This window comes from Arsenophonus nasoniae (genome assembly GCF_004768525.1).
Classification (GTDB): Bacteria; Pseudomonadota; Gammaproteobacteria; order Enterobacterales; family Enterobacteriaceae; genus Arsenophonus; species Arsenophonus nasoniae.
Window position 1 is genome coordinate 2,811,419 of the sequence record NZ_CP038613.1, and the last position, 26,552, is coordinate 2,837,970.

Annotated in this window: 35 protein-coding genes and 1 pseudogene; 25 read left to right on the forward strand and 11 right to left on the reverse strand. The window is 36.1% G+C overall.

The features are described from left to right. Positions 1 to 403 precede the first annotated feature (403 nt). Both ArsFIN_RS14360 and ArsFIN_RS14365 read left to right on the forward strand, forming a co-directional pair. The gene (locus ArsFIN_RS14360) at positions 404 to 985 is read left to right on the forward strand and encodes a 4Fe-4S binding protein (protein WP_026822317.1); all 582 of its coding nucleotides are present in this window, start codon (positions 404 to 406) and stop codon (positions 983 to 985) included. 65 nt (positions 986 to 1,050) lie between these two features. Further along, positions 1,051 to 1,530 carry an acetyltransferase gene (locus ArsFIN_RS14365; protein ID WP_051296965.1) on the forward strand — a complete coding sequence of 160 codons (480 nt, stop codon included), beginning with the start codon at positions 1,051 to 1,053 and terminating at the stop codon, positions 1,528 to 1,530. Here ArsFIN_RS14365 and ArsFIN_RS14370 read toward each other — a convergent pair. From ArsFIN_RS14370 to sctX, 11 genes are all read right to left on the reverse strand, one after another. Beyond that, entirely contained in the window at positions 1,487 to 1,882 is a 396-nt protein-coding gene (locus ArsFIN_RS14370; protein ID WP_051296964.1) for a YscW family type III secretion system pilotin, read from the reverse strand. The genes ArsFIN_RS14365 and ArsFIN_RS14370 overlap by 44 nt on opposite strands. Then, positions 1,879 to 2,106, reverse strand: coding sequence for a hypothetical protein (locus ArsFIN_RS14375; RefSeq protein ID WP_026822316.1), 228 nt, complete (start codon positions 2,104 to 2,106; stop codon positions 1,879 to 1,881). Before ArsFIN_RS14375 ends, ArsFIN_RS14370 begins: the two co-directional genes overlap by 4 nt. Before the next feature lie 5 nt (positions 2,107 to 2,111). Further along, complete coding sequence (locus tag ArsFIN_RS14380; protein ID WP_026822315.1) at positions 2,112 to 2,555, reverse strand: type III secretion system chaperone; 444 nt, start codon at positions 2,553 to 2,555, stop codon at positions 2,112 to 2,114. A gap of 129 nt (positions 2,556 to 2,684) precedes the next feature. After that, positions 2,685 to 3,494 carry a type III secretion system translocon subunit SctB gene (gene sctB / locus ArsFIN_RS14385; protein ID WP_135677915.1) on the reverse strand — a complete coding sequence of 270 codons (810 nt, stop codon included), beginning with the start codon at positions 3,492 to 3,494 and terminating at the stop codon, positions 2,685 to 2,687. Between the two features lie 151 nt (positions 3,495 to 3,645). Then, positions 3,646 to 4,794 carry a type III secretion system translocon subunit SctE gene (gene sctE / locus ArsFIN_RS14390; RefSeq protein ID WP_051296963.1) on the reverse strand — a complete coding sequence of 383 codons (1,149 nt, stop codon included), beginning with the start codon at positions 4,792 to 4,794 and terminating at the stop codon, positions 3,646 to 3,648. Continuing rightward, positions 4,775 to 5,281: a SycD/LcrH family type III secretion system chaperone gene (locus ArsFIN_RS14395; protein ID WP_071846853.1), complete on the reverse strand. Its 507-nt coding sequence runs from the start codon at positions 5,279 to 5,281 to the stop codon at positions 4,775 to 4,777. The genes sctE and ArsFIN_RS14395 overlap by 20 nt, the downstream gene beginning before the upstream one ends. 9 nt (positions 5,282 to 5,290) lie before the next feature. Beyond that, positions 5,291 to 6,250 carry a virulence-associated V antigen gene (locus ArsFIN_RS14400; protein ID WP_051296962.1) on the reverse strand — a complete coding sequence of 320 codons (960 nt, stop codon included), beginning with the start codon at positions 6,248 to 6,250 and terminating at the stop codon, positions 5,291 to 5,293. 114 nt (positions 6,251 to 6,364) lie between these two features. Beyond that, entirely contained in the window at positions 6,365 to 6,799 is a 435-nt protein-coding gene (locus ArsFIN_RS14405) for an LcrR family type III secretion system chaperone (protein WP_026822312.1), read from the reverse strand. Then, positions 6,796 to 8,907, reverse strand: coding sequence for a type III secretion system export apparatus subunit SctV (sctV, locus tag ArsFIN_RS14410; protein WP_026822311.1), 2,112 nt, complete (start codon positions 8,905 to 8,907; stop codon positions 6,796 to 6,798). The genes ArsFIN_RS14405 and sctV overlap by 4 nt, the downstream gene beginning before the upstream one ends. Continuing rightward, the gene (gene sctY / locus ArsFIN_RS14415) at positions 8,907 to 9,233 is read right to left on the reverse strand and encodes a type III secretion apparatus assembly chaperone SctY (RefSeq protein ID WP_034249380.1); all 327 of its coding nucleotides are present in this window, start codon (positions 9,231 to 9,233) and stop codon (positions 8,907 to 8,909) included. Before sctY ends, sctV begins: the two co-directional genes overlap by 1 nt. A gap of 2 nt (positions 9,234 to 9,235) precedes the next feature. Continuing rightward, entirely contained in the window at positions 9,236 to 9,610 is a 375-nt protein-coding gene (sctX, locus tag ArsFIN_RS14420; RefSeq protein ID WP_026822309.1) for a type III secretion apparatus assembly protein SctX, read from the reverse strand. Positions 9,611 to 9,776: 166 nt separating this feature from the next. Between sctX and sctN the strand changes: the two genes are divergently transcribed. From sctN to ArsFIN_RS14525, 23 genes and pseudogenes are all read left to right on the forward strand, one after another. After that, entirely contained in the window at positions 9,777 to 11,105 is a 1,329-nt protein-coding gene (gene sctN, locus ArsFIN_RS14425) for a type III secretion system ATPase SctN (RefSeq protein WP_026822308.1), read from the forward strand. Further along, positions 11,102 to 11,569, forward strand: coding sequence for a type III secretion system stalk subunit SctO (sctO, locus tag ArsFIN_RS14430; protein WP_051296961.1), 468 nt, complete (start codon positions 11,102 to 11,104; stop codon positions 11,567 to 11,569). The genes sctN and sctO overlap by 4 nt, the downstream gene beginning before the upstream one ends. 1 nt (position 11,570) lies before the next feature. Beyond that, a complete protein-coding gene (locus tag ArsFIN_RS14435; protein WP_026822307.1) occupies positions 11,571 to 12,125 on the forward strand; it encodes a hypothetical protein in 555 nt (184 codons plus the stop codon). A gap of 53 nt (positions 12,126 to 12,178) precedes the next feature. After that, positions 12,179 to 12,772: a hypothetical protein gene (locus tag ArsFIN_RS14440; protein ID WP_026822306.1), complete on the forward strand. Its 594-nt coding sequence runs from the start codon at positions 12,179 to 12,181 to the stop codon at positions 12,770 to 12,772. Beyond that, positions 12,772 to 13,764 carry a FliM/FliN family flagellar motor switch protein gene (locus tag ArsFIN_RS14445; RefSeq protein ID WP_026822305.1) on the forward strand — a complete coding sequence of 331 codons (993 nt, stop codon included), beginning with the start codon at positions 12,772 to 12,774 and terminating at the stop codon, positions 13,762 to 13,764. The genes ArsFIN_RS14440 and ArsFIN_RS14445 overlap by 1 nt, the downstream gene beginning before the upstream one ends. Continuing rightward, complete coding sequence (gene sctR, locus ArsFIN_RS14450; protein WP_026822304.1) at positions 13,761 to 14,414, forward strand: type III secretion system export apparatus subunit SctR; 654 nt, start codon at positions 13,761 to 13,763, stop codon at positions 14,412 to 14,414. Before ArsFIN_RS14445 ends, sctR begins: the two co-directional genes overlap by 4 nt. 7 nt (positions 14,415 to 14,421) lie before the next feature. Next, positions 14,422 to 14,685, forward strand: a complete 264-nt coding sequence (sctS, locus tag ArsFIN_RS14455) for a type III secretion system export apparatus subunit SctS (RefSeq protein WP_026822303.1) — start codon at positions 14,422 to 14,424, stop codon at positions 14,683 to 14,685. Next, on the forward strand, positions 14,685 to 15,467 hold the full coding sequence (gene sctT, locus ArsFIN_RS14460) for a type III secretion system export apparatus subunit SctT (RefSeq protein WP_051296960.1): 783 nt from the start codon (positions 14,685 to 14,687) through the stop codon (positions 15,465 to 15,467). Before sctS ends, sctT begins: the two co-directional genes overlap by 1 nt. Positions 15,468 to 15,470: 3 nt before the next feature. Further along, positions 15,471 to 16,520: a type III secretion system export apparatus subunit SctU gene (sctU, locus tag ArsFIN_RS14465; RefSeq protein WP_026822302.1), complete on the forward strand. Its 1,050-nt coding sequence runs from the start codon at positions 15,471 to 15,473 to the stop codon at positions 16,518 to 16,520. Positions 16,521 to 17,210: 690 nt separating this feature from the next. After that, a pseudogene (locus ArsFIN_RS28590) lies at positions 17,211 to 18,045 on the forward strand (helix-turn-helix transcriptional regulator). Positions 18,046 to 18,224: 179 nt separating this feature from the next. Beyond that, positions 18,225 to 18,977 carry a T3SS regulon anti-activator ExsD domain-containing protein gene (locus ArsFIN_RS14475; protein ID WP_167876699.1) on the forward strand — a complete coding sequence of 251 codons (753 nt, stop codon included), beginning with the start codon at positions 18,225 to 18,227 and terminating at the stop codon, positions 18,975 to 18,977. 27 nt (positions 18,978 to 19,004) lie between these two features. Continuing rightward, complete coding sequence (gene sctC / locus ArsFIN_RS14480) at positions 19,005 to 20,801, forward strand: type III secretion system outer membrane ring subunit SctC (protein WP_034249377.1); 1,797 nt, start codon at positions 19,005 to 19,007, stop codon at positions 20,799 to 20,801. After that, positions 20,798 to 22,063 carry a type III secretion system inner membrane ring subunit SctD gene (gene sctD / locus ArsFIN_RS14485; RefSeq protein ID WP_026822299.1) on the forward strand — a complete coding sequence of 422 codons (1,266 nt, stop codon included), beginning with the start codon at positions 20,798 to 20,800 and terminating at the stop codon, positions 22,061 to 22,063. The genes sctC and sctD overlap by 4 nt, the downstream gene beginning before the upstream one ends. 3 nt (positions 22,064 to 22,066) lie before the next feature. Continuing rightward, a complete protein-coding gene (locus tag ArsFIN_RS14490; RefSeq protein WP_026822298.1) occupies positions 22,067 to 22,264 on the forward strand; it encodes an EscE/YscE/SsaE family type III secretion system needle protein co-chaperone in 198 nt (65 codons plus the stop codon). A 1-nt stretch (position 22,265) separates the two neighbouring features. After that, positions 22,266 to 22,517, forward strand: coding sequence for a type III secretion system needle filament subunit SctF (sctF, locus tag ArsFIN_RS14495; protein ID WP_034249376.1), 252 nt, complete (start codon positions 22,266 to 22,268; stop codon positions 22,515 to 22,517). After that, complete coding sequence (locus ArsFIN_RS14500; protein ID WP_026822296.1) at positions 22,517 to 22,882, forward strand: YscG family type III secretion protein; 366 nt, start codon at positions 22,517 to 22,519, stop codon at positions 22,880 to 22,882. The genes sctF and ArsFIN_RS14500 overlap by 1 nt, the downstream gene beginning before the upstream one ends. A 1-nt stretch (position 22,883) precedes the next feature. Next, on the forward strand, positions 22,884 to 23,060 hold the full coding sequence (locus tag ArsFIN_RS26470) for a hypothetical protein (RefSeq protein WP_167876700.1): 177 nt from the start codon (positions 22,884 to 22,886) through the stop codon (positions 23,058 to 23,060). After that, positions 23,060 to 23,395 carry a type III secretion system inner rod subunit SctI gene (gene sctI, locus ArsFIN_RS14505; RefSeq protein WP_026822295.1) on the forward strand — a complete coding sequence of 112 codons (336 nt, stop codon included), beginning with the start codon at positions 23,060 to 23,062 and terminating at the stop codon, positions 23,393 to 23,395. Before ArsFIN_RS26470 ends, sctI begins: the two co-directional genes overlap by 1 nt. A 4-nt stretch (positions 23,396 to 23,399) precedes the next feature. Continuing rightward, positions 23,400 to 23,774: a hypothetical protein gene (locus tag ArsFIN_RS28260; RefSeq protein ID WP_276324660.1), complete on the forward strand. Its 375-nt coding sequence runs from the start codon at positions 23,400 to 23,402 to the stop codon at positions 23,772 to 23,774. Positions 23,775 to 23,790: 16 nt separating this feature from the next. Further along, a complete protein-coding gene (locus tag ArsFIN_RS28265; protein WP_276324659.1) occupies positions 23,791 to 24,123 on the forward strand; it encodes a hypothetical protein in 333 nt (110 codons plus the stop codon). A 6-nt stretch (positions 24,124 to 24,129) separates the two neighbouring features. Then, complete coding sequence (locus tag ArsFIN_RS14515; RefSeq protein WP_026822294.1) at positions 24,130 to 24,747, forward strand: SctK family type III secretion system sorting platform protein; 618 nt, start codon at positions 24,130 to 24,132, stop codon at positions 24,745 to 24,747. Next, positions 24,693 to 25,331 carry an HrpE/YscL family type III secretion apparatus protein gene (locus tag ArsFIN_RS14520; RefSeq protein WP_081700627.1) on the forward strand — a complete coding sequence of 213 codons (639 nt, stop codon included), beginning with the start codon at positions 24,693 to 24,695 and terminating at the stop codon, positions 25,329 to 25,331. Before ArsFIN_RS14515 ends, ArsFIN_RS14520 begins: the two co-directional genes overlap by 55 nt. 409 nt (positions 25,332 to 25,740) lie before the next feature. Next, a complete protein-coding gene (locus ArsFIN_RS14525; RefSeq protein ID WP_026822292.1) occupies positions 25,741 to 26,493 on the forward strand; it encodes a DUF481 domain-containing protein in 753 nt (250 codons plus the stop codon). Positions 26,494 to 26,552 lie beyond the last annotated feature (59 nt).

Here is a 26,552-nt window from a genome sequence, read left to right on the forward strand (position 1 = left end):
AATGATACCTAACCAGAAATTATGCAACTGAACTACTAGTATAGAATATCAACTGGCGCTGGTATTGATATAGTGATTAACACGACAGAAAGGCAATTTATATTGAAATTAATAGCAGACCAAGGCGTTATTGAAACTAACGGTAAACAAAGTAAAAATCCGCATTCCCTATTAGGATATACATAAATCCTTATGCCTTATTTAGCTCTGAATACCGTTAGGGCACTCACTATAAGATGATATTATGCAATGAAATATCAAGTTTACGGTAAAGATTTATTACATTCCGCTGGCTTTAGTCAAATTAGCTAAAAATTGATCTAACTAGTCCTGTTAGTTAATAAAAATAGTTAAAATAATACTAATCAAGGATAAATATTCACCTTCTTACTGAGTCAGCCGTATGGCAAAAGATAAACAAGATGAAAGCTACTATCGTGCATTCATGTCACATCGTTATGTGAGCCGTCGCGGATTGTTGCGAGGATTATTCAGCGCCAGTAAGACATTTATCCCTGACCTCACCAATAAGACTATCGCTCGCCAAGTTGGCCGCCCACCACAAGCGATTAGTGAAACTGATTTTCTGCAACAATGTATTGGCTGCGACAAATGCCTGCAAGCTTGTCCCTATGGCCTAATCTCAATTAATCATAATCTGGCCGAGATCAATATTGATTTTTGCTACTGCACGACAGACAACTGTTTAGCCTGTACGCCAGTTTGCCCTACCGGCGCGCTCAATCAGCAAATAAAACCCGATACCGCACTTTGGCCAGATATCGCTCAATTTTGCTTCGGTCGCCTTGATAATAGTTGCCGTTTATGTGTCCATAATTGTCCACAACAAGCGCTCTCGTTTTCAGTAGCAAATGAGCCGATAATTGATGAAGTAAAGTGTGATGGTTGCGGTCAATGTAAAATTGCTTGTATACATGGATTGCTGACCTTAAAACCCAGTCTACCACAATTAACGAAAATTTAACTTAAAAGAACATAAACTAAAATCATAGACTGTAATATAACTAACTTTATAGCAAGGTAAAACATATGCATATTAAACGAGCAACTACCAACGACTTTGCTCAATTAATCTTAATTTGGGAAAATTCGGTACGGGCTACCCATGATTTTCTGCTAGAAAAAATGATCGCCACATTACGACCGCTAATTTTAAATAATTATCTACCCAATTTGCAGGTTTATATGTCTGTGGATGAGCAAAACAGTATTACCGGTTTTATGGCTATTGAACAGAATCGGTTAGAAATGCTATTTATCGCGCCCACTTTACGCAGAAAAGGCATTGGCAAAGCACTGCTGCAATATGCGGTAACCCATTTCGCCGTCAATGAAGTCGATGTTAATGAACAAAATAAACAAGCGATAGATTTTTATCAACAGCAAGGTTTTAAGGTTTATGATCGCTCTGAATTAGATGGCGAAGGCAACCCTTTTCCATTATTACATCTGCGGCTGGGAGATTCTAATATTGGCAATCTGGAAAACAGGGTTTCGGCTGCAAATTGATAGTGAGCTTTTTTTTATTCTCAATAACTTGCTGATAAGTTGCCTGGATAAATTGACTATCCGACCAGGCTAAGGTTGCCTGTAGATAAATTTTTTGCTGCGCTTGGTAGATTTCAGATGCAGTAAAAGTAAAAGCGAGCGGTAGTAAATCTAAGCGGTATTGTAAATGATTAATGAGCAATAACCGCCCATTAGTTTGGGCGTAAAAGCGAATATTAACCTCTGCGGTTTTATATAATCGCACAGGCATTGTGACTTTACCCGTTACAACTTTTTGTAACGGATCATTTGGTTGATAATGAATACAACCATTTAAACAGCATAGAGCAACTAATATAGCGTAATGCTTCATAATACTTCTATGTGGCGTGTAGCCAGAGATGGGTGATCTCCTTGCTGTAAACGTGCCAAATGCTGTTGTTGCTGTATAGTTAGATCAAGCATCAGCGCAGATAATTGGCCTCTACTTTGATTTACCTGTCTATCTACCGATACACTTCTGCCATTGAAAGGCTGAGATGAAATAACCGACTCACTATAAGATGCATTCTTTAAAGTTACTGGCTTGATTAGCATAATTATTATACCTTCATTCCTTGAAATTGACCTTTATAAACTGCCTTTTTTACCGGTTCACACAATAATTCCTGCCAAAATTCGGCATGATCCAGTATTGACGTCAAACGATGTTCAAATTTATCTAATGTCAAATTGGCTATCGTTATTTGACTATATAATTGTATTTTTAAACTGGTTTCGTCGAAACCAAAATGCAGATTAAATTGATACCAGTAGCGATTAAAACTGGCTAACTGACGAAAAATTCCCTCACTAACTTCTGATAAATCAGCAATATCTATCTGCAACGCAAGCAATTCTTGTTCTTGCAGAAAGATACAACAAACCTGTAATTTTTCATCAAAGCGTAACGCCGCAATTCCTTCTTGATTAAGCATCAATAGTGGCAATTGATATTTCTGACTAAACTGGCCAAAAATTTGATCAATGCAATCTTTAACGTCCATATTTCTCTCCCGGCAATTTAGTCATAAGCTAACCTGTGAATTGTCATTTTTCTGTCAAATATTGCTACTTTTTTACTAAAAAAAGGCAGAATATATTGATATTCTGCCTTTAACTGATATTAATAAATATTAAGCAGCCGGAGTGGCAGCCCGTAATGCCTGAGATTGTCCTTGAGAAAGCTGAATCATCAATTGATTTAGTTTCGTGGTTAAACCGTTCAAATAATCGGTTTCATTACGACTTTTTTGCTGCACTTGCTGAGCACTATTTTCTTTAGCCTGTTCTTGCGTGACGGTCTGTTGAGTTTTTATCTCCTTTGCGCTACTAAATTTATCAACGAATGAGCTTCCTTGCTGAAGTGCCGAGTTAGCTAAATCAAACCACTTTTGACTCGCTGCGCTAGCATCATTCAACGTTTTCAATTGCAGGTTATCAGCTTTATTCAGATCCTTTAATTTAGCTATTTCAACTTTCAAATTATCTTTTTGCTTGACTGATAATGTTTTATCTTTCAGTTGGCTGGTTTTGGTCTTAACCAGTTCGGTACGTTCATTAATTGATTGCTGTAACGTATTTTTCTGCTGCTGGGTTTTATTGGCTTTAAAAGTTGATATCGCACTTAATGCGGTCATGCCAAAGTTTAATACCCCAGAAACAATCGATAAGGCTAACTGCCAATCTGAGTTTTTGTCCATCTCCTGCGCTTGTTTTTTCTGACTTTCTGCTGCCGCAGTGGCCTGATTACTGGCAACAGCATCATTTGATTGGCGAACCTGTTGCTGGGCTTTAACCAGCAAAGCAATACAATCCATCATTTGCGTGGCAGTACTTAACAATTGACTGGCATTAATTAGATCCAATTTAGGCGCCGCTAATTTGACACCGTCAGTTGATTGTTTTGCCGCTGGCTGAGTTTTTGGTAACGTCTGTATTTCGATTTTGTTTACAGCCTCACTTTTTTTGCCGCTGTACTTTTTACCACGGGTGCAGCATCGTGAGTATTAGCCAGTGGACGTTGGTGCACATTATTATTGATAGTAGCCATATTAATCTCCTTATTAACAGCTAATGACAGCCAATTAATTTCTATTAAATTGTTTTCGGGCGCACTGCTAACTCACGCAATACTTCACCTTTTTCATGGATCATCTGCGTCAGTGTTTCCATCACCTGCTGATAATCATCGGTCATTTTTGCTAACTCACTATTGAGTTTATCTAAAATACTTTGACTCATGGTCATCACACTTTCGAGCATTTTAGCATCGGCTATTTTGTCACTGGCAATACTATGCGTGATGGAACTGGCCAGTTGTGACGCAGTTTCTCCAACATCAGCGACTAAGTTACCGACCTCTAAACCTGTCTTAACATTATTGGCCACCGACTGAGTTGTCGCCGTTACACCGGAAGAGAGCATACCAGGCAATTTAGCGGTAACCTCAGCCGCTTTACCGCCAATTTTGGCGCCAACTTGGGCAATGGCGGTCGCAGCTGGCCCGCCAAAACTAACCGCAATGGAAGCAATACCCACGGCAATTTGTATTCCCATCAAGGTCGGCCCTAACCATTTCATCGTTTCAGGACTGATCAACCCAGCGGCAGCCGCTTCTTGGACAATTTGGTTAGCCGCACTGACCACCGCACCGGCAATCATTAATGCGCCAGCAACCGCACCGACACCCGTGGCGACCAAAATAGCACCGACAACGGCCGAAACAGCGGTACTGATCCAACCAAATATTTTGGCGGCCAAACCCGATTTTTGCGACTGCTTTACGGCATCTTCCGATTCTTGAATTTTAGTCTGATTTTCATCCATTTTTAACGCATTTTGCTGTTTAATACGTTGAATATCTTCTAATTTCAATTTTTGTTGGTTAGTCTGTAATTCACTGGTCACTTTACTTAATTCCACCTCGAACGAGGCGGGTGAAGTTAATGCCAGCGAAAGTAGTTTCAGTGATGATTTCACATCAATTGCCGGTACTACCTCCTGTTGCAAAACATTCAATTTTGCTAACAGTGTGTCACTATTAGTTGATTTTGCAGCTAAATTGGCATTCGGTTCTGGCAGTAATACACGATTAGGTTGCAATGATGGCTTTGTTGCTGATAAAGCTGGACTTTTTTCCAATGCAATATTAGCTGTGCTCTTTTTTGCTATTGGCGTAATAGGGCTACTATTAACCAGGCTTTGAACACTACTGGTATCCGGTTTAGTGGTGATTGCGCTCATTTTGCTGCTCCCTTTTTATATTAATCACTTCCAACATGGTTTCAACCTGTAAGATAATATCCTCATATTCCGGCTTATCGGTGGCTAATAAACGCGCAGATTCAAAACCACATTGCGCGCCATCGAAATCACTCAATTGCATTAAACATTCGGCGGCGTGAAACGGAAATCGGGGATCATTAACATCTAAAAAAGTGGCGAAGCTATAAGTTTCTAATGCCGCACTCCAATTTTCTGTTGCTTGGCGACAAGCGCCTAGACCTAAAAAGAAACGGCTATCATAATGATCTAACATACACAGCAGTTGAAAAACCGCCATTGCATCTTGTTGTTTACCGGATTGATAAAGATTATAAGCTAGGGTATAAAATTGCTCTAGCTCGTCAGCAGAAACCTCTTTCAACATCGCGAGGGTGCCACCGCTAGTTAGAAAAGACTCAATTTCCTGTTCCATATTGCCTGCTGTGGTTTCCATTTGCTGTTCCATATGCTTTCCTTAAATTGCTCTCAGAATATCCTGGATAACTGAGTCATATTTTTGAATAAAACGATTGAGTGCTTCGATGGCGGCGTTATAACGCCCACTGATATCACTCAATCGAGTGGTTTTTTCATTAATACTGTCAGACAATGGCCGAGAACGATCACTGACCATAGTAGAAAAATTAGCCAGACGATTATTATCCTTATCATATTTATAAGAATTCTCTACCCGACCCATCGCGCCACTCTTTTTATCGGCACTGAGTAAAAACTGTTTTATCGTCACTGTCGTTGAGGATGGCGCGATTTTTTGCAATAACTGGTATTCAGCTTTAGTTTTAAATTCTGCCATTGATGAATAGCCATAAAGCTGATAATTCATTAAATTGATACCATTCTGATCGGTATTAATTGTTTGTGAACTGGCTGCTGATAACGCGCTATTAATTTCCGACTGAATAACACTATAAATTTTCATCTCAGCGGAAATTTCTTCCAGTTCAATTTTTAATTCTTTACGTTTATCATCGTGATACACCATGTTTTTGGCAAACACAGCAATAATATCTTCATCCAAATTGGCATAAGAAAAGTAGCTTTCAATCACGGTTAACAACATATTTGCTGATACCAAGGAAGCACCTTGTCGTTGATTATCTAACTTGGCCATAAAATCTTGAATATCATTTTCGGCGTCAGTTAAATTTTTTATATTGCGTGGCAGCGCCAATTGAAAAATCTGACTAAATAATTGTTTTAATTTATCTCTGTCGGCAGCAATATTGGCATCTAAGGTTTGCTTACCACCAGCCACAGATTGATCTAATTCTACTTTTACGCCTGATTGAGCTAATTTATTGATAATTGCATTGGTTATTTTATTAATATCCGGCGTCGCGGTTGTCGGTGCAAAAAGATTATTGATATAATTTTGGTTTGTTACGTTATTAGAAGATCCATTTATGGTAGCCATAATTATTCCCTGTGATTAAATAATAAAATCATCCTCACATTAAATTTTATTAAAATAAGTAAGATTAAAATCTATTTATTATTTCAATCTAACGTAAATTTAATAACTATTCTGTCAGTTAGCGGATAATATTTTTTTAATTTTATTATCTTTTAAACTAATCACTTTACCCACTGCTAATTCAAACCAGCCGCTCTCAACTTCAATGGCGCCGGTCCAGCGTTGATAAAATTGTTGTAATCGCTGTTGCGTTAAAGGTGATCGGCTTAATACATTAACTTGACCATATAAAGTATAGTGTTCACCTAATACTGCTTTTACAATATCGGCCAAAATATATAATGGTTTAAATGCATTACCTAAGCCTAAATTTTTTTCTTTTCGTCTTAACATTAAAATCCATATTCGGCTGCCTTCACAACGCCAGGCAATTTCAATATTATTAATTACGGTAAAATAACCTATAGGCCAATGGCTTTTTTGCCAATAATAGGGAGCGATAAAATAGCCTTGTTGTTTAAAATAATTATTTAAGGGATCGCTATTCATAATAATATTTTCCCCAATGGCTGAATATTAATTTTATTAGTTAATTCTTGATAAGATAAAATCGGTAATTCATTAAATTCATTTTCTAATAATTTACGCACATAACGACGAATATCCATTGAAACAATTACCACCGGTTTATTAGCCAATTTTTGGATATTACCCACGGTATTGCGTACATTTTCAATCAGCTTTTCACTGACATTAGGTTCCAGTGCTAAATAACTGCCAGCATTGGTTTGCCTTATACTGTCGCGAATAATTTCTTCCAGTTGTTGATCAAAGAGATAAGCCGGTAAAAAATTATTACCACTGGCATATTTATAACAAATATACCTTTTCAAACTACTGCGAATATATTCCGTCAATTGCACAATATCTTTCTCTTTTTGTCCCCATTCAACGAGTGCCTCTAATATGGTGCGCATATTTCGAATAGAAATATTTTCACTGACTAAACGTTGTAATACTTCAGTGATCCGATAAAGCGGTAGTAGACGTTGTACCTCCTTGACCAATTCACTATAGTGAGACTCCATCTTCTCCAGTAAATAACGCGTTTCTTGGATGCCAATAAAATCAGCAGCATACTCTTTCAACACAAAAGATAAGTGCCAGGTTAATACCTGTGACATAGTGAGCACCGATAGATTTGAGCGTACTAATCGCTCTAAATATTGTTCTTCCACCCAAAGCGCTCTTTTGCCCGTTAACAGCATGTCGCCTTTTTCATAGGGAATAGCTAACAAATTGAGCTGTTTCTCATTCTCTTGTACCAACAATTTACCCGCTTTTAATATCCCTCGCGTCACAGGTACTTCCTGTAATTCAAAAATATACTCGCCCTCTGCCATGCCATCATTAAATCTTAAGTAAATACCGGGAAAGGGTACCCCCAGATCTAAATAAAGCGCCCTTCTTACTCGCATTAATTCTTCATTAAACGCCACGGCTTCTAACTGTTCTTTTAATTTAATATCCAAATCAATTAATAGCGGTACCGTTAAAGCAAATTCTTCCTGTCGTTCTAATTTATCGTTTTTTAACGGCGCACTATTTTTCTTTTTGATCGCCGGTGCGCCGGCACCTTGTTTGATCAAGGTATTAATATCACTCGGTGGTTTTTCCGCGCTTTGCTTATTTTGCCTAATTAACCAGTAACCACCCGCTGTCATCAATGCCGCTAAAATAAAAAAAGTGATGGTCGGAAAGCCGGGGATCAAGCCAAATAACACTAATAACACGCCGCCAATAAAAATCGCTTTTGGTTGCGCGATAATCTGTTCGCCAATATCTGAGCCCAAATCGGCGGAGTTTTCTGATGAGACGCGGGTAACGATAATGCCAGAAGTGATGGCGATCAATAACGCAGGTACCTGCGAAACCATACCATCCCCAACCGTCAAGATGGAATAAAGGCTTAGCGCATCTGAAGCACTCATACCACGCTGGCTGACCCCAATGGCAATACCGCCTAGAATATTGACTAAAATAATGACAAGACCGGCAATGGCATCACCCTTGACAAACTTCATGGCGCCATCCATTGAACCAAACATCTGACTCTCTTTCTCAACCTGACTGCGCCTTTCGCGAGCTTCGTCCATATCAATAACGCCTGCCCGCATATCACCATCAATACTCATTTGTTTACCCGGCATCGCATCAAGGGAAAAACGAGCACTCACTTCGGCAACACGCTCTGAACCTTTGGTAATGACTAAAAATTGCACAATAGTAATAATTAAAAAGATCACAATACCGACGATCAAATTACCGCCAACCACGAATTGACCAAAGGTATAAACAATTTGTCCTGCATCGGCTTGTAATAAAATCATTCGCGTCGTACTGACCGCTAAAGCTAAACGAAACAGGGTGGTGACTAATAATAAAACCGGAAAAACCGAAAACTGTAATGGCGAAGTGATATAAACCGAGACCATCAACAACACGACTGAGATAGTCATATTAATCGCGATTAGGACATCCAGGATCACCGTCGGCAATGGCAATACCATCATAAATACGACAGCAAGTAGTAAAATAGCTAACATAATATCTTTACGTTGGCCAAGCTGTTGCAACAGCTTTATTCCTTTATTCATCAGTTAGATTTCCATAACAGATAATTCTGATAGGCCTGTTGCGCCTTTTCCTGTTGTTCCATCATCAAATAGGCCTGTGATTCACATAACCATAGTTCAGCCTCATTGATGTTAGCGTTTTTTAGCTTTACACAATGCGTCAACACCTGTTCAGGCAGATCAAGTTTTAATAACTCTACAATAAGCATTTTTCTGGCTTGATAATCATCTGGTGCCATTTTTAACAATGCTTCAAGCAATATTTGACTACGAGTCAACTGGCCATATTGCAGTGCTAGCCATCCCTGGAGTAACAAGGCATTTTGGGTAATAGGATCTAAAATCAACTTTATCCTCGATGCAGTAAGCCGGTTGCCAGTTCCAATTGCCGTTCTAGACTGGCCAGTTCCATTAATAGGTCATAAGCGACCTCCACTTCTGGCAAATTAACAGCGGCTAATTGTTGTTTGAGACGTGCCATGGTTAATTTAAAAAAAATAGGTGTCATTAATAACGGCGTAATTAACTTAGGTGTTACATAATTTAATAATGTCGCCTCTACACAAAAAGTCGGATATAGATGGGAAAAATGTGCCTCTACCGCTTGACCATTCGGCAATAACAAAACTTGTTCTATTTCGTTATGCTCGACAATTTCGCTGGAAAAATGGTCGCTAATGGCCGTTATTGCTGATGGTGAATCTAACCTATTTATTTTTCTCATATGCATTGTTCATTATTTATTTTTTGGATATGAGTATAGAGTTAGATAATCTCGCTGGATGTCATTAGAAGTCGCTATTTTTAATAGCTGGCCGGAATAAAAAAAACGCGCCAAAAACTAAACATTTATTGCTGTTGTTCCGATATGTTTTGCATTGAGGTAAACAATGCAAAGCAAGCTTAATCTTTATTCTATTCCAGAAAAAATGCTAGCGGCACTGAGAACATGCCGGCCAGTACTGCTTAGAGGGCGTGTAACAGAAGTTACAGGTACCTTGATCACTGCTCAATTGCCTGGTGTTAAAGTGGGTGAGCTATGTAAATTATACAATAGTGATACCGGTGAATCGTTAGATGCAGAGATTATCGGTTTTAAACAACAACAAGCTATCCTTACTCCGTTTGGCGATACGCGCGGATTATCTATTTATACGGAAGTATGCCCAACAGGAACTAGTCACTTAGTTGGCGTTGGCCGCCATCTATTAGGCAAAGTACTTGATGGATTAGGTAATCCCTTTACGGCCGAAAATTATATTGAACCTGAACAATGGTATCCTATCTACCGTGATGCTCCCGCCCCCATGCAACGAAAATTAATCGAAAAACCACTTTCCCTGGGTATCAGGGCGATTGATGGTTTATTAACCTGCGCAGAAGGGCAAAGAATGGGCATTTTTGCCGCTGCCGGCGGTGGCAAAAGTACCCTGTTCGCCTCTCTCATTCGTAGTGCCGATGTGGATGTAATAGTCCTGGCATTGATTGGTGAGCGCGGGCGCGAAGTGCGCGAATTTATTGAGGAGGATTTGGGTGAAGAAGGATTAAAGCGCAGCGTTTTAATTGTAGCAACCTCTGATCGCCCAGCCATTGAACGCGCCAAAGCTGGTTTTGTCGCGACCAGTATCGCCGAATATTTTCGTGACCAAAATATGCGCGTATTGTTGTTGATGGATTCAGTGACTCGTTTTGCCAGAGCGCAACGAGAAATCGGACTCGCTGCCGGTGAACCTCCAACCCGACGAGGTTTTCCACCTTCCGTTTTTGCTGAACTACCACGCTTAATGGAGCGTGCCGGCCAGTCTGATAAAGGCTCGATCACGGCCCTTTATACGGTGTTGGTTGAAGGTGATGATATGACTGAACCGATTGCCGATGAAACCCGTTCAATTTTAGATGGGCATATTATTCTGTCACGAAAATTGGCCGCTGCCAGCCACTATCCTGCTATTGATGTTTTACGCTCAGTCAGTCGCGTGATGGATCGGGTTATTAGTCGAAAACATCAACAACAAGCACAACAGCTAAGAAAATGGTTAGCCAAATACGAAGAAATAGAATTATTGCTACAAATTGGTGAATATCAGCCAGGTAATGATCAATTGGCCGATGAAGCGATCAAACGTTATCCACAAATTCAAAGCTGGCTTTGTCAATCTACTGATGAAAAAAGTCGCTATGAACAAACCCTTAGCCAATTAGATGCAATCAATCAATGATATTTTCCCATTTATTAAAAATTAAACATTTAAGAAAGCAAAAAGCAGAAAAACAGGTTTTACAGGATAAAAAACAACTGACTGAACAACAACAACAATTAAAAATAACTAAGCAACAATTACATATGCTGTACCACAACCATAAAGAGCGGGAAGAAAAATTTTTTCAAGCGCATCAGCAAAAGGCTATTTCTGCCGCCCAATGGCATCACTGGCTGGCACAACTGCAATACTTTCAATGGCAAAAAGACAATTTAATTAAAGATATGGCAATACATACCGATAAAGTTAATCAATTAGAAAATCAACTTATAGAATCAAGAAAAAAGCTCAATTTTTGTATACAGCAAACAGAAAAATTTACTCAACTAACACAACAAGAAAAATGTGCGGTTGAGCAATTAAACGAACAACGAGAAGAACAAGAGCAGGAAGAGTTTGTTAGGTTATCTATAGGGAAATAATATGAAAAAACAGCAGGTCAGTCATATATTACATGATCGACAACCGCAGTCTTTGCCGCTACCATCAACGACCAAATTACCATTAGAAAGTGATCCTGTTTTAAAAAAGAGATTTGAATCAGCGCTCAAATTAGCCGGTTCAGCGACGCCTGTCTCCCCTTTAGAAGCGGATAAAAACCTCTCCGCAGTGAGTTATTTATTAGTTGAGCATTCCTCAGAGGACGCTCACCCGTTCAGCCAGGGAATTAAAAAAAAATCAACCGCAAAGGCAGAAGATAAAGCACGCCACAGATTATCTATCGCTACTGAGGAAATAGCGGACAATTGCGATCAAGCCTATGACAATCCACCCTACACCATTATTGCCCATACAACGGCAACTAAAATCGACAATAATGACAAATTACCGCCATCTTCTAGCAAACAGAAGCAGCCAATAACACATTTGGCTAATCCGCCAACGGATAAAGCGGGGCGAAATAAGCCGCTAAAAGCACCACTATCAGCGAATACGTTATCTGCCAATCCAATAACCAATCAACCAATCAACCAATAACATCGGCTGATTTAGCAAAACCTATCGTAAACTTGCCAACAGGTGAGCAAATAGTGCTGACTTATCCAGCCAACAAACAACAACCACTTAGCACAAAAAAAATATCATCGGTCGCTGATCCAAATAAAATCATTGATCCAATGGCGGCGCTTTTCCCGCCAGAAAAAAAACCGCATTCAGCTAATAAAGCGCAAGATAAAGGCAAACGGCAGGAAAATAGGATTGAACCACCCAGTTTACCCGCCGTCTTATCGGCGGCAACGACAACAGAAAAAATGTTGGCCACCGTCGATAATGAAAAAGCCCCAGCTTCGTTACTTAATACCCTCTTTAACAAACTCAATGCGGTAATCAATGTCGATGTCAACAAAAACTATCAGCCACCAATTATCCAATTAAACTTACCTCAGATTGGACATCTACAAATTAAAATTCAACAAGAACAACAAAATATTATGATCGAATTTGTCGCTCAGACAATGGGACAAAAGATATTACTTGACCATCGACAAGATCTCATTGACAAGTTACAACGCATTCATCCTGATCAACATATCCAACTCGTCATTTTAAATGATCAACAGTCAAAAGAGCGTTCAAAAGATCAGCCACAATCATCCGATGACATTGAAGAAGAGATGATTTAATGCAGACACCCACATTGCCTATTATCAATGAACAAGAGTTTCAGCTTAGAAAATGTTTTATGCAATATCGTCATCATTTTAAATTTGCTGAACAATTATTAACATTAACACTGGAACAAGCAGATGCTAACTATAATCTAAAGCTAACAATACTATTAAAAAATACCACGATTATCGCTTACTGCCATCAATCTAGCTTAGTTTACTGGTTATCTGAAGCATTAGACAGCGCCGATTTCAGTTACCTACCGCTCGAGTTACAACTGAGTTTATTAAAAGAACATGGAAAATTTTTTCCCTCCTTACAGTGGCTGAATATTGAGTCACTGCATATCACCGAAGCTAAATTAGGCATTAAAGGCCATTTCAATATGGCAGGTAAAGCGCTTTCACTCTGGTTTCCGCAAATCGAAGCTATTCAGCGCTTATTACCTAAACGGCGATGGGCAGAAAAATATCCGCTGGTAGTCAGTTTATCAATATGCATGGTTCCCATTTACCTAACGATAAATACCCTTAACACGTTGGAAATAGGCGATATCCTGTTACAACCTCATTACGTAAAAAAACATCAACAACTGGCTTATATTGAACATTTACCCTGGGCATGGGTTTCTTTGTCTTCTCACCAATTGGAACTTATTAATATGTATTCTGAAACCGATAATTTAGCTAATCAGTCACTAACTAACTTAGAAGAAATACAAATTCCTATTCGTTTTGAAGTGGGGAGACAATATATTGAATTACAAGCTCTCACTCATCTTAGCGAGGGATCATTGATTGATCTTGCAGTGCCCGTTAATGGCGACGTCAGAATCATCGCCAATCAACAACCGCTAGGCACAGGACAGTTGGTCGAAATTCAAGGAAGATTAGGTATCAAAGTCGTCGAATTATTTGCTAAAAAAACCGAACCCTTATTTACACAGAGCGAAGAGTTAAGCCCGTTAACAAATCTAAGCGATGAAAATGGGGAACTCTCCTCATGAACCAACTACCTGATGAATTATCGCTGATTATTGGTTTAATTTTATTAGCATTAATTCCGTTTATTGCTGTCATGGCCACTTCGTTTGTCAAAATGGCGATGGTTTTTTCATTGCTACGCAATGCACTAGGTGTGCAACAAATACCCCCTAATATGGCGATTTATGGTTTATCCATCATCCTTACACTTTATGTTATGGCACCTGTCGCACTCGCAACCAAAGATTTTCTTAACGAAAATCCGATCTCTTTATCGGCAAACGCTTCTCTCGAATATTTTTTTGAGGAAGGTACTAAACCTTATAAATCTTTCCTGACCAAACATATTAACCCCAGAGAAAAAGAATTTTTTAACGAAAATATTGCTAAATATTGGCCCGCCAAATATGCCAATAGCGTGTCATCAGATAGTTTATTTATCTTATTACCTGCTTTTACTATTAGTGAGCTGACTCGGGCCTTTGAAATTGGTTTTTTACTCTATCTACCCTTTATTGCTATCGATTTAATTGTGTCAAATATTCTATTAGCAATGGGAATGATGATGGTTTCACCGATGACAATTTCCTTACCCTTCAAATTACTTCTTTTCGTTATGTTTGATGGCTGGAGCCGTCTGAGTCACGGGTTAGTATTAAGTTATGCTGGGTAACATTAAGATGAATAGCCTAGATTTTATTTATTTATCAGAACAGTCATTATGGTTAGTTTTTATGCTCTCCATGCCGCCTATTGTGGTTGCTGCTATTGTCGGCACTTTAGTCTCATTAATTCAAGCTTTAACCCAGATCCAGGAACAAACATTAGGTTTTTTATTTAAACTAACCAGTGTCATTGTCACTTTGCTGATGATTGCCGATTGGTTGGGAAATGAAATTTATCGTTTTACTGAGCTGATCTTTCAACGGATTATAAACTTATAATGCTTTTTCAAGAGTTACAACACTACTTATTAACATATTCGCTGTTTATTCCTCGGTTATTGGGATGTTTCACCACATTACCTATTTTGAGTAAAAAATTATTAGGCGGAACCCTATTGAGAAATGGTATCCTATTTTCTTTATTATTTTTTTTAATACCTACCATTGATGCACAATTAATCCTCAATATCAGTGGCAATGAATATATTTTACTCATTATTAAAGAAATATTATTGGGCTTTTTTTTCGGCTTTATTGCCGCAATACCTTTTTGGATGATGCAATCTATCGGTTTTATGATCGATAATCAACGCGGTACCACAATGGCTTCTATTGTTAACCCTTTGTTTGATGAACAAACCTCACCAATGGGATTATTTTTTAGTCAAGCTTTTACCACGCTGTTCTTTATTAGTGGCAATTTTCTATTACTAATACAAACTCTCTATCACAGTTTTTCCATTTGGCCTATCTATCACTTTTTACCGGGTTTTAATCAGCAATTATGCGTATTTTTCGTTCAGCAATTTAAATTGATGTTAGATAACTTTCTGCTATTAGCAGCACCTTTAGTGATTGCGATGTTTATTGTTGAATGGGGATTAGCACTCATTAGCCGTTTTGCCCCTTCACTAAATGTTTTTATCTTATCCATGCCCTTGAAGGGGGCCATTTCGAGTTTATTGTTAGTCAGTTATTTTAGTGTATTAATTTTTAATGCAGAAAGAATACAAAATCAAATAAATAAAAGTTTTAAAACATTACTTCTAATTATGAGCTAACTAATGAGTGGCGAAAAAACCGAAACCCCAACAGCAAAAAAAATAAAAGATGCACGCAAAAAAGGACAAATACTTAAAAGTAAAGAAATTGTTTCCAGTTGTATCATTGTTATTTTGTTATCACTGCTATTAAGTTTATCCTCTTTCTTTATTGAACATTTTTTATCACTGTTTGCTTATCTACAAGACAGTAGTTTGCTGGATTTTCAAACGGCAAAAGCGAGGATTGTGCCCCATATCTGGCATATTACGATTAATATTTTATTACCAATTATCATCATAACAATACTTATTATCGTATTATCTCATCTTGCTCAGTTTGGTTTTTTACTTAGCCCATCATCGCTAAAACCTGATATTAAACATATTAATCCAATTGCCGGTGCAAAAAAAATATTTTCACTTAAAATTTTACTTGAATTTTTTAAATCATTATTAAAAGTTATTTTTATTGGTTTTATTGTCTGGTTTGTTATTAAAGGAAATATTAATTTTTTTTTCCACTTGCCAAAATGTGGATTAAAATGTATTCCAATATTTATTGGACAATTACTTACTCAACTGACTATTATTTGTATATTAGGATTAATTATCATTTCGATATTAGACTATTGTCTCGAATATCATTTTTATATTAAACAGTTAAAAATGAGTAAAGAAGAAATAAAAAAAGAATATAAAGAAATGGATGGCAATCCAGAAATTAAAGGGAGAAGAAAACAATTACATAAAGAACTACTTGTTAATAACATCCGCAAACAAGTTAAACAGTCTTCAGTCATTATTACTAATCCAACTCATATTGCAATTGGTATACGTTATATTAAACATGAAACCCCTTTACCTATCGTCACCTTAAAACAAACAGATGCCTTAGCACAATTAGTAAAAAGAATTGCTATCCAAGAAAATATTCCTATTATTCAACGAATTCCATTAGCCCGCAGCTTATATGCTGAAGGTATTATTGATCAATATATTCCAGAAAATACCATTGAGACCATGGCTGAAGTGCTACATTGGTTAATCCAAATCAATCAAACAAACAAATGATTATCGTTAATATCATCAAGTAGGTGATTATTTACCTGTTAGAAATTCTTATCGTTAATTTTTTTACTATTATGAAGCTAACACCTAATACGAGTAAAAATAAAATTTAAATCTTATTTTTTACCAAAAAAACATACTTTATTAACATAAATTTAACTTAACTTATTAATCAGCAACTGGATAAACCAGTCAAATTATAAAAAAAACTTATCAATTGATTAAATCATAAGCAAAAACAACTATTTATTGCCGTTAAAACCCTTTTTTAAAAATTTTTTAGCCTAAAAATGCAATTTTAGTCTAATTTTACATGTTAAAATCGATCAAATTTTTAATAAAAAAAGATCAATATTAACAAAAAATAAACAATAATAGTATTTTCATTAACCTGGCTCGTGTAATTATCGATCATTAAAAACGGAAAAAACGAATGATAACATAGCATCCAATCAATTAAGTGAATAAGGACATATTTTTTAATATTTGGAAATATATTCTGACAATTAGAAAAATAAAATATATAATTATTTATAACTCACAAACATAGTGAGATATTTAAATATTACTTAAACCCTATAAATAATTGACTAATTTAATATGGCATTATTCTTGTGTCTAGGACCACTATTATCGGTGGTACCTATACTAAGATATTTTACAGTAATATAAAAAATCGGAATATTATATGATATGAAAGACAATATCAGTTTTGATGAAGGCTTTGTGAGCACAATAGTGTGGAATATGCCTAATTATAATATTATAGAACACCGGAACAAGGGGCTTTATATTGTGTTAGATGGGAAAGTTAGCTGGCAAGATCCCTCCAACACTTATCAAGTATTGAGTAATGAAATTATCTTCATTAGACAAGGGAGTTATACAGTAAAAACCGAAGAAAAAGCCTGCACACTTCTTTGGATACCTTTGTATGACGATTTCTTAAGAAATTTTATGGGTCTATTTGGCACTTTATTAAGTGAAATAAAGCGGGATGAAAATAATACCGCTAGTTTAATTGCCTTTAGCCATTCATCCTTATTGGAAGAAAGTATTAAGGGATTAAAAACACTATTAAGTTATGATTGCCATAGCGCCTTAATTGATTTACGCCTTAATTGATTTACGCATTAAAGAATTACTATTATTGCTTGCTCATGGTCAACAAGGTGCAAGTCTGTTATCAGTATTTCGCCAACTCAGCAATCGACAAGCTGAGCGTTTACAATCTTTTATGGAAAATAATTACTTAAAAGAATGGAAACTTAATGAATTTGCCAAAGAATTTGGTATGGGATTAACGACTTTTAAAGAGTTATTCAGTACCATTTATAACACCTCTCCACGTGCATGGATCAGTGAAAGACGCATTATGTATGCCCACCAATTATTGATAAATACCGATCTGAGTATTGTAGATATCTCAATGGAAGCCGGTTTCTCCAGCCAGTCCTATTTTACCCAAAGTTATCGTAAAAGATTTGGCTTTACACCGAGTCGTGCCCGAGGTGATCATGACGAATAATTAAAAATTATTGGCTAGTATTACAATCTGAAAAAAAAATGTTTAATTAAGATAAAGCGATATTATGCAATATTAAATAACGGACAATAAGGTAAATAACGATGGGATCTATTAACAATCGCTTGCATTCTAACCCTGTATTGTCTAATAGAAAGATTACTATAATAAATCCAAATAACTTGAATCGTAATCATTTATTAGGAAATGAGGTCATTACTCATTATAAGCATGCTGAACCCATTCATGCACATCAAATTGAGCTACTAAGACGCTTACTACCGCGAGCCCTATTTGAATCGTTTTTTGCTTCAACATGGTTCAGACGTCGAGTGGAATGCAATATTCCGCTTAAACGTGAAGAATTAAAATTTATTATTCGAACTGCATCTCAACAATCCATTAATTGGGATCATCTTTTAGGCGATACCATTAATTTAACTGAACCCCATTTTTTACGTTACTGGCTATTAGAGCCAGTTTATCAATGGTGGTTAACTAGCTTAGCGCCCTCTTATCCGATGCTGAAAAATGAATTAATACAGCTACAAGTGCATATTAATCAACTGAAAGCCCAGTCTGAATTTTGGACAATAACCCACACTGAATTAGTCAATAAATCATCAATTCAACAAGAAATTGAGCAAAAAAAGCGTTTATCTTTAGATCAAGAGCGAGATTATCAGCATAAAATTCACCAAATAGAACAAACAGCAACGCAGATGTGGCCAAATTGGTTCGTTGGCATTGAACAAATGAGTCAACAGATCAATCTGACGACATTTATGGAAGTACCTGAAAATATCCGTGATCTATGGCTATTACTAACTCAACTGGCCAAAGGGAAAGATGTTTCAGCACTGATACATGATTGGTTGTATGTTCGTCATCTATGCTTGGAGAACGACAGTTTTTACTGGTGTTCAGATCAATAACAAAGGTAAATAGAGTAGACAATTTATGTGCCCCGATCATCGTTATCATGGAATGGGCGGACCATTTCTTTTTTTTTCCTTTTTTTCGCTATTAATAGCTATGCACAAGATCTAGATTGGCTACCTATCCCCTATAGTTATATTGCTAAAGATGAAAGTTTAACGGACATTCTGGTTAATTTCGGCGCTAATTATGATAGCGCCGTCATTGTTAGTCACAAAGTAAACGAACAAGTGAGTGGCCACTTTGCTCAAGAGACACCAAAAGCGTTCCTGCAACAACTGACTAATCTTTATAATCTTACTTGGTATTATGATGGTAGTGTACTTTATGTTTTTAAAAACAGTGAAGTGCAATCAAAGTTGATCAAATTAGAAAATACTACCGTTAAAACATTAAGAAAAACATTAATTGACTCTGGCATATGGGATAAAAAATTTAGTTGGAAGCCTGATCCGCATCATCAATTAGTTTATGTTTCTGGCCCACCTCGCTACATTGAATTAGTTATGCAAACTGTATCAGCGCTAGAACAACAAGCGACAATGCAACAAGAACAGGGTCTACCCTTAGCGATTCAAGTTTTCAGTTTAAAATATGCTTCTGCTGTTGATCGGATCATCAAATATCGTGACGAACAAATTCAAGTACCTGGCCTGGCTACCATCTTAGCGAATATGGTCAGTGCGGCGGAAATTAGCCAAATCAATGATGACAAAATAATATCACAAAAACCCAATGGTCATAAGGCTATGATCCAACCAGAGCCGTCTATTAATGCCATTATTGTGCGCGATCTGCCTGAAAGAATGCCAATGTATCAACGCCTGATCCATTCGCTCGACAAACCAACTGCCAGAATTGAAGTTGCGCTATCAATTATTGATGTGAATGCCGATAATCTCTCGGAATTAGGCATTGATTGGGGTGTCGGACTCAAGGCTGGACAACATCATCAAATAAATATTGCCTCCACTTTAACTCAAGCCGCCTCGCCGGTACTCGGTAGCCTGCTGGATAAACAAGGGTTAAATTATTTAGTGGCTAAAGTCAGTTTATTGCAAAGTCAGGGTATTGCTCAAGTTGTCTCTAAACCCACTTTACTTACCCAAGAAAATACTCAAGCCATCATCGATCACAATGAAACCTACTATATCAAAGTCAATGGAGAACGGGTTGCCGAATTAAAAGGCATTACTTATGGCACACTACTACAGATGACACCAAGGGTAATTCAAATCGGTGATAAACCTGAAATTCATCTGGTTTTACATATTGAAGATGGCAATCAAAAACCCAATAGCTCAGGGGTCGATGGCATTCCGACCATCAATAGAACCATTATCGATACGGTTGCTCGAGTTGAACAGGGTCAAAGCCTCGTTATTGGCGGTATATTCCGTGACGAAGTGATTAAAACTAGCAGAAAAGTGCCTTTACTCGGTGATATTCCGTTATTAGGCGCACTATTTCGTAGTCAAAGCAACCAAACCCGCCGAGTGGTCAGGATTTTCATTGTCGAGCCAAAAATAATTGATAAAGGTTTAGCCAAATACTTATCGGTCGGTAATCAAAGAATATTACCCAAGCGATTATTAAATATTGATGAAATTTCCAATCAGAACCTACCATTAAGCAAAATTTTAAGCGACGCCCAATGCCAATCCCTTGCTCAAGCTAAACGCATTCAAAGCATGTTTAAACAAGCTAATAAAGAGGCGATTATTGCCAGTTGCAATAAAGCTGATCAGCCAGGCTGGCGAGTTATTGATCTCTCTTGCAGTGAAGATCAAATAGAATGTATTTATAAGGCATACCAATGAATTGGAAAATACGCTTTTACAGTGGCTTAAATAAGGGCGTTGAGACAGAACTGGCTAATGGGCGCTTTATTATTGGCTCAGATCCTGTACAAGCCGATTTAATTCTGATTGATGCAGGTATTGAAGCCGTTCATTTAATACTGGAAATTGAAGAAGAAGGCATTCGAGTTATCGACTGGTCTTGTGAAGAAACACCACAACAAAATGGCCAGGCGATAAATCAGGGTGAAATGCTGCTTCCTTGTAACCGACAAGATGCAGGTATGCTAATTTGGAGCTATAGCACGGTCAAACAGCAACTGCCTGCTAATCCAGATGAGTTAACTGATAATCATATTAAGCTGATTAATAGTCAACAACAGCATACACACAAAAAAAGAGTTATTTTTATTGTTATTGCTATTTTTTCGATATTATTCGTCAGTTTGTATCTACTGTTTTTAGCCGGCCCGGCTGAGATTGATTATATTCAGGAACAACATAAACTACAAAATTACCTAAATAAAGAAGAATACAAATATATTACCATGCGCATTGAGCAAGATAAGCAACTCTTTATTGTCGGTGGTTATGTACAAAATAACCAGCAACGTTTGCTGATAAAGCGTTACCTGGATAATAACAACTTAAATCATCAATTGAATATTTATTCGATTGAAGAAATTAAGCAAAGCGTAAAATATATTCTACATACGATGGGTTATAATCACATTGAAGTGAACAACAGCGAAAAAGTCGGTTGGATCGATCTATTTGGTGAAGTACGTTTTATTAATAATAAATCCTGGAGTAACTTAGCAACGATTTTCAAACGGGATGTTGTCGGCTTAAAAGGAATTAACAATCATGTCAAAATAAACGACGATCACCTAAAAAAATTAGTCGAATTACTAGAGCAATACGAATTGATAAATGTTCTTATTTATAATGAAAAAGAGAATAATATTATTGAATTATATGGTTATTTAAATGAAAAACAGCGACAACAATTTATTGAATTACAGCAAACATTTAATATTGAATTTAAACAAAGGTATAAACTTAAATTAATCAAAGCCGATAATCATATTAAAAAAAAAGAGAGCAGATTGGATATTAAAGGTATTTCACTGGGACGTTCACCTTATCTTATTCTAAGAAATAATATGAAATATTCGATAAATTCAATCCTACCCACAGGAGAAACAATTACCGCAATCGAAGATAATAAAATTATCCTTAAAAAAAATAGTCAGGAAATTATCATTACGCTAAAGGAATAAACGATGTTGACAGAGCTGGAAAAAATAGTCAGCGATAACACTGAATATATTAAAATTCAACATTATCTTTATGACCAATTAAATAATTGTCGTAAAAAGCTTAATAAACCACTATTACCTAATGAGCATCAGCAAGTCGCCCAGCAGCAAACAGCCATTTGGGCAGGGATCACTGTTTTAGAAAAGATTAAACGGAGTTAATATGGCCGCTATTTTTGATCATAATAAAGGCATAAAACTAGATGATGTTGCAGATAAACTAAAAGGCGTTGCAGATACAACATCTGAAGATGTCAAAACCGCTATTGACGCGCTCAATACTTCCCCGGACAACCCAGCCTTAGTGGCTGAACTACAGCATAAAATTAATAAATGGTCAGCCATTTTTAATATGAATTCAACGATTACCCGCTCAATGCGCGATATGATCCAGAGTATTTTACAAAAAATCTAATGATGGCCATGCAAATAGAAAAACTATTAATTGAACTGGCAATTATCGCCGTAGAAAAAGCGTATTTAACAGAAGCTAATGATATTTATTGCTGGCTAAAACAATTAGATAAAAAATATCTGGAATCAGCATTACTGATAAAAATACTTATTTTTCTGCGCCAGGAGCAATATCAAACTATTTTAGAGCTGGCACAACACCATCAGCAACTAAATTTAATGCCTTTTTTTATTTTATCTGCCCATCAGTTAGGGTTAGCAAAACAAGAAAGTGATTTTTTTACTAAACTCACTATTAATAAAAATGAACATGCTGATTTAATTAATTTAACCACATCATTAATAGAAATTACACAGAATAATTAACATGAATATAAATAACGATTTTTATCATTACAATTTTGAAATAACACAGCAACCAACAGATAATAACCAGATTATGGCTACAACAGATAATATCGCGATTAAAAAACAAAAAATTTTATTTAATGGATTAATAAGAAATTTAAGTCAACACACACATCAAATTGACAAGGATGAATAATGGATATTAAACAGCTCAATAACAACATAAAATTTAATTTAGATGAAATTAATCAATCGATAGAAAATGGTAATCCAACCAATAATCAATTCGTAACCACATCGAGCTCAACAACGCATGGTGACAGTTTTATCGACCAAATAGAAACGGTACGCCGAAATATGAGTCAAGCAAAAAGCGAATTCCAGCAAAATATCAATAATGAAGAGTTATCACCGCAAAAATTAATGCAAGTACAATGGTCGCTGATGAGAATTACCCTACAGGAAGAATTGATTGCTAAAACAGCTGGTAAGGTCACGCAAAGTATGGAAACTTTATTAAAGGCACAATAGTAATATGAAGAAAACGCCGATTAACTTAACGTTGTTATTATTCCTGCTGCTAACTGGCTGTAAAACGGATCTCTATACTGGCCTAGCACAAAAAGAGGCTAATGAGATGTATGCATTACTCAGAAATGAGGGAATTGCTATTCATAAAGAAGCTGATAAAGATAATACGATCAAATTGTTGGTTGATGAATCAGACATCGCTCAGGCAACTGAAATCTTGAAGCAACATGGTTATCCGAGAGAAGTTTTTTCTTCGTTAAAAGACGTTTTTCCAAAAGAAAGTTTAATTTCTTCTCCCGTTGAAGAACAAGCTCGACTTAATTTTGTCAAAGAGCAGGCGCTGGCAAAAACAATATTCACAAATAGATGGTGTCCTTAATGCCAGGGTTCACGTGGTGTTGCCAGATAGCAATGACAAAAAAAGCCACTCTTCAGCTTCTGTATTTATAAAATATGCACCCAATGCTCAATTGGACAATTATACTCCACAAATAAAGCGATTAATTAATAACAGTATTGCTGGTTTAGATTATGATAGAATTAGCGTGGCACTGATACCCGGCAATGAGATATTACCCAGCAATACATTTAGTCAAGATAAACATTTTCTAGGTATTGAGGTTAATGAAAATTCTTATAATAAATTTATTATTCTTGTCAGTTTACTCATTTTTTTACTTATTAGCACTAATTTACTGCAATATTTGCTTAATAAAAGGAAATCGTAATAAAATATGCTGACACTTTTCCAATTACAATATTGCCCTGCACTTTACATTAATATTGAAAATTTCCCTAATCTTTGGCAAAAAACGCTGCAATATCTACCTCATTGGCGCCACTCAAAAAATATAAATAAAATTATTTTTAAACATTATAAATTAACTAACAATATTATAAAAATTGAGAAAAGTGAAAATATTGCCCTTTTCCCCGAATATGAATTTAATCAAATTTTAGCTTTATTAGGTATAATGTTACATATCAAATCGCTTTCTCATTGCATTAATAGTAAACAAATTGGTCTTATTATTAATGAGATCGGTAAAGAGAAATATCGCTTTTGTTTAGCCAATGCGAATTTTATTATTGGTAATTGGCCAGAAGGTTGGCAACAAAAATTACCCCTTGAGATGCATATAGACTATTTTCGTCAAGTTGGACTTAATTTTTGGTTAGAAACGATCAACCAAAATAATGTCGATTTAATTAAACGCCTAAAACTACGGTTACCCAAAAAAAAGATAGAGAAAAATATTACCCTATCCGATAAGTATAAACCCGTTGCAGAGATACTATGTCAAAAGATAACCAAAGAAGTCAATTTACAATGCTACCATTTACTCAAATAGATGGTCAGATTGAAATTAATGATGAAATAAAAATTTTAAAAAAAGCCGATTATCAATCCTACCTTAATGGCCAAGAATTTATTGATATTGCTAAACAACATGCTAGAAAAATTGAAAATGATGCGGATAGTATTTATGAAGTTCGTTATACCGCAGGCTGGCAAGAAGGCTTGGCACAATCAACCCAACAACAAGCAGAAATCATTCATCAAACTTTAATAAATTGCCAAATTTTTTATCAACAAGTAGAAAGCCAATTAGTTAACATTACGATAGAAGCGATGCGCAAAATTATTGCTAATTATGAACCTGATGCACTTTTATATAAAAATATCAGCCAAAATCTTGCGTTAGTACATCAACATAAAAAAGTTATCTTACGCATTTCACCTAAGCAAGTTAATTTTTTGCAAACTAAATTAAGCGAACTACATAAAATACAACCAGAAATTGAGTATATCGATATTGTTGAAGATCCGAGATTAGAAGAGAAAGATTGTATTTTAGAAACCGAAGTCGGTATGTTAAATGCCACTATTGAGAGTCAACTCAATGCAATAAAGCAAGCCTTACTAGGAAAATAAGTATTATATTAATTTATACCAATAGATAAAAAATTAAATAATATTATTCTGCTGTAAAAATTCATTTTTCACACCTGACAATGATAAAAAGCAATCAGGCTTATAGTAAATTTGTTATAAGAAAATTCCTATATTTTGTTTGTTTTTTAATAATTCAAAATAGACGATTACTAAATAGTGAATTAATTTTTTATTATAGATATTAATAGGTTAAATTATCATTTTCAGTTAAAATTAATCAAGTAAAATATTGATTGAAATATATTTCACTATCTAGTCAGTTAGTTTAAATAAATGGCAACAATTAAACATTGCTGGCATAAAAGCATAATTTTATCTATATTGGAAAATTATTAAACTACTTTGTTCGTTTAATTTAGATAACATGCAAGGCATAATAGGAGAACGCATGATCACCTTTGATAAAAAAGTTTTATGGATGACATTTTTTATTAGTCCGCTTGCGATAGGTAATGATAGCCTATTTACCGTTATGGATGATCCTGCAACGGCAAAAAAAGATATTGAAATGTCAATATCAGGTGGTTATCAAGTACAAACAGGAAACTCCAAGAACTCAAATCTAACAGCAAAAACGGCACTAACGCTTTATTCTTCAAACTTAGCTTATAGTTTTTGGGGAAATGCCACCAATAACTCCTCCAATGATAAAAGATCATCGGAAACCTATCAGTTAGGTGCCAGGGCACGATACAATTTAACTAAATTTGATTATCTATTCACTCAGGCTAGCTGGTTAACGGATAGATATAATGGCTTTGATTCTAAAGACGTATTTGCTGTCGGTTATGGTCGACAAATCTTCGATGACCCCATTCATTCACTGAAAGTTGAAGCTGGTCCAAGTGTTAGATATGAACATTTTACTAATGGTGGCCATGAAATAACAGGATTAGGTTACATTGGTGCAAGCTATGAGTGGAAAATTAGTGACAATACTAAATTTAAACAAGGTATATCATTTTTTACCCGACTCACTGATGACTCTTCCGCTATTTCAGAAACTGCTTTGCAAGTTGCCATGAGTGAACGCCTATCACTTAATTTGATTTACAATATTAACTGGAATGACAATCCTCCACTCTCGGCACCAAAGCGGATTAGTACCAAAACATCCATCCAACTCGGTTATGCTTTCTGATAAATAGATTAGTAATGCTAGTTTACTAACAAACTTATTTATTCGTAATTAATAAAATA

Coding starts and splice junctions, on each gene's coding strand:
- sctN (WP_026822308.1), top strand. CDS start 9,777: ATGCAAAGCAAGCTTAATCTTTATTCTATTCCAGAAAAAATGCTAGCG.
- ArsFIN_RS14525 (WP_026822292.1), top strand. CDS start 25,741: ATGATCACCTTTGATAAAAAAGTTTTATGGATGACATTTTTTATTAGT.
- sctX (WP_026822309.1), bottom strand. CDS start 9,610: ATGAGAAAAATAAATAGGTTAGATTCACCATCAGCAATAACGGCCATT.
- ArsFIN_RS14395 (WP_071846853.1), bottom strand. CDS start 5,281: ATGGAACAGCAAATGGAAACCACAGCAGGCAATATGGAACAGGAAATT.
- ArsFIN_RS14515 (WP_026822294.1), top strand. CDS start 24,130: ATGCTGACACTTTTCCAATTACAATATTGCCCTGCACTTTACATTAAT.
- ArsFIN_RS14435 (WP_026822307.1), top strand. CDS start 11,571: ATGAAAAAACAGCAGGTCAGTCATATATTACATGATCGACAACCGCAG.
- sctE (WP_051296963.1), bottom strand. CDS start 4,794: ATGAGCGCAATCACCACTAAACCGGATACCAGTAGTGTTCAAAGCCTG.
- ArsFIN_RS14365 (WP_051296965.1), top strand. CDS start 1,051: ATGCATATTAAACGAGCAACTACCAACGACTTTGCTCAATTAATCTTA.
- sctV (WP_026822311.1), bottom strand. CDS start 8,907: ATGAATAAAGGAATAAAGCTGTTGCAACAGCTTGGCCAACGTAAAGAT.
- ArsFIN_RS14370 (WP_051296964.1), bottom strand. CDS start 1,882: ATGAAGCATTACGCTATATTAGTTGCTCTATGCTGTTTAAATGGTTGT.
- sctF (WP_034249376.1), top strand. CDS start 22,266: ATGGCCGCTATTTTTGATCATAATAAAGGCATAAAACTAGATGATGTT.
- ArsFIN_RS14405 (WP_026822312.1), bottom strand. CDS start 6,799: ATGAATAGCGATCCCTTAAATAATTATTTTAAACAACAAGGCTATTTT.
- sctR (WP_026822304.1), top strand. CDS start 13,761: ATGAACCAACTACCTGATGAATTATCGCTGATTATTGGTTTAATTTTA.
- sctS (WP_026822303.1), top strand. CDS start 14,422: ATGAATAGCCTAGATTTTATTTATTTATCAGAACAGTCATTATGGTTA.
- ArsFIN_RS26470 (WP_167876700.1), top strand. CDS start 22,884: ATGAATATAAATAACGATTTTTATCATTACAATTTTGAAATAACACAG.
- sctT (WP_051296960.1), top strand. CDS start 14,685: ATGCTTTTTCAAGAGTTACAACACTACTTATTAACATATTCGCTGTTT.
- ArsFIN_RS14360 (WP_026822317.1), top strand. CDS start 404: ATGGCAAAAGATAAACAAGATGAAAGCTACTATCGTGCATTCATGTCA.
- ArsFIN_RS14490 (WP_026822298.1), top strand. CDS start 22,067: ATGTTGACAGAGCTGGAAAAAATAGTCAGCGATAACACTGAATATATT.
- sctD (WP_026822299.1), top strand. CDS start 20,798: ATGAATTGGAAAATACGCTTTTACAGTGGCTTAAATAAGGGCGTTGAG.
- ArsFIN_RS14400 (WP_051296962.1), bottom strand. CDS start 6,250: ATGGCTACCATAAATGGATCTTCTAATAACGTAACAAACCAAAATTAT.
- ArsFIN_RS14500 (WP_026822296.1), top strand. CDS start 22,517: ATGATGGCCATGCAAATAGAAAAACTATTAATTGAACTGGCAATTATC.
- ArsFIN_RS14380 (WP_026822315.1), bottom strand. CDS start 2,555: ATGGACGTTAAAGATTGCATTGATCAAATTTTTGGCCAGTTTAGTCAG.
- ArsFIN_RS28260 (WP_276324660.1), top strand. CDS start 23,400: ATGAAGAAAACGCCGATTAACTTAACGTTGTTATTATTCCTGCTGCTA.
- sctO (WP_051296961.1), top strand. CDS start 11,102: ATGATATTTTCCCATTTATTAAAAATTAAACATTTAAGAAAGCAAAAA.
- sctI (WP_026822295.1), top strand. CDS start 23,060: ATGGATATTAAACAGCTCAATAACAACATAAAATTTAATTTAGATGAA.
- ArsFIN_RS14520 (WP_081700627.1), top strand. CDS start 24,693: ATGTCAAAAGATAACCAAAGAAGTCAATTTACAATGCTACCATTTACT.
- ArsFIN_RS14445 (WP_026822305.1), top strand. CDS start 12,772: ATGCAGACACCCACATTGCCTATTATCAATGAACAAGAGTTTCAGCTT.
- ArsFIN_RS14375 (WP_026822316.1), bottom strand. CDS start 2,106: ATGCTAATCAAGCCAGTAACTTTAAAGAATGCATCTTATAGTGAGTCG.
- sctU (WP_026822302.1), top strand. CDS start 15,471: ATGAGTGGCGAAAAAACCGAAACCCCAACAGCAAAAAAAATAAAAGAT.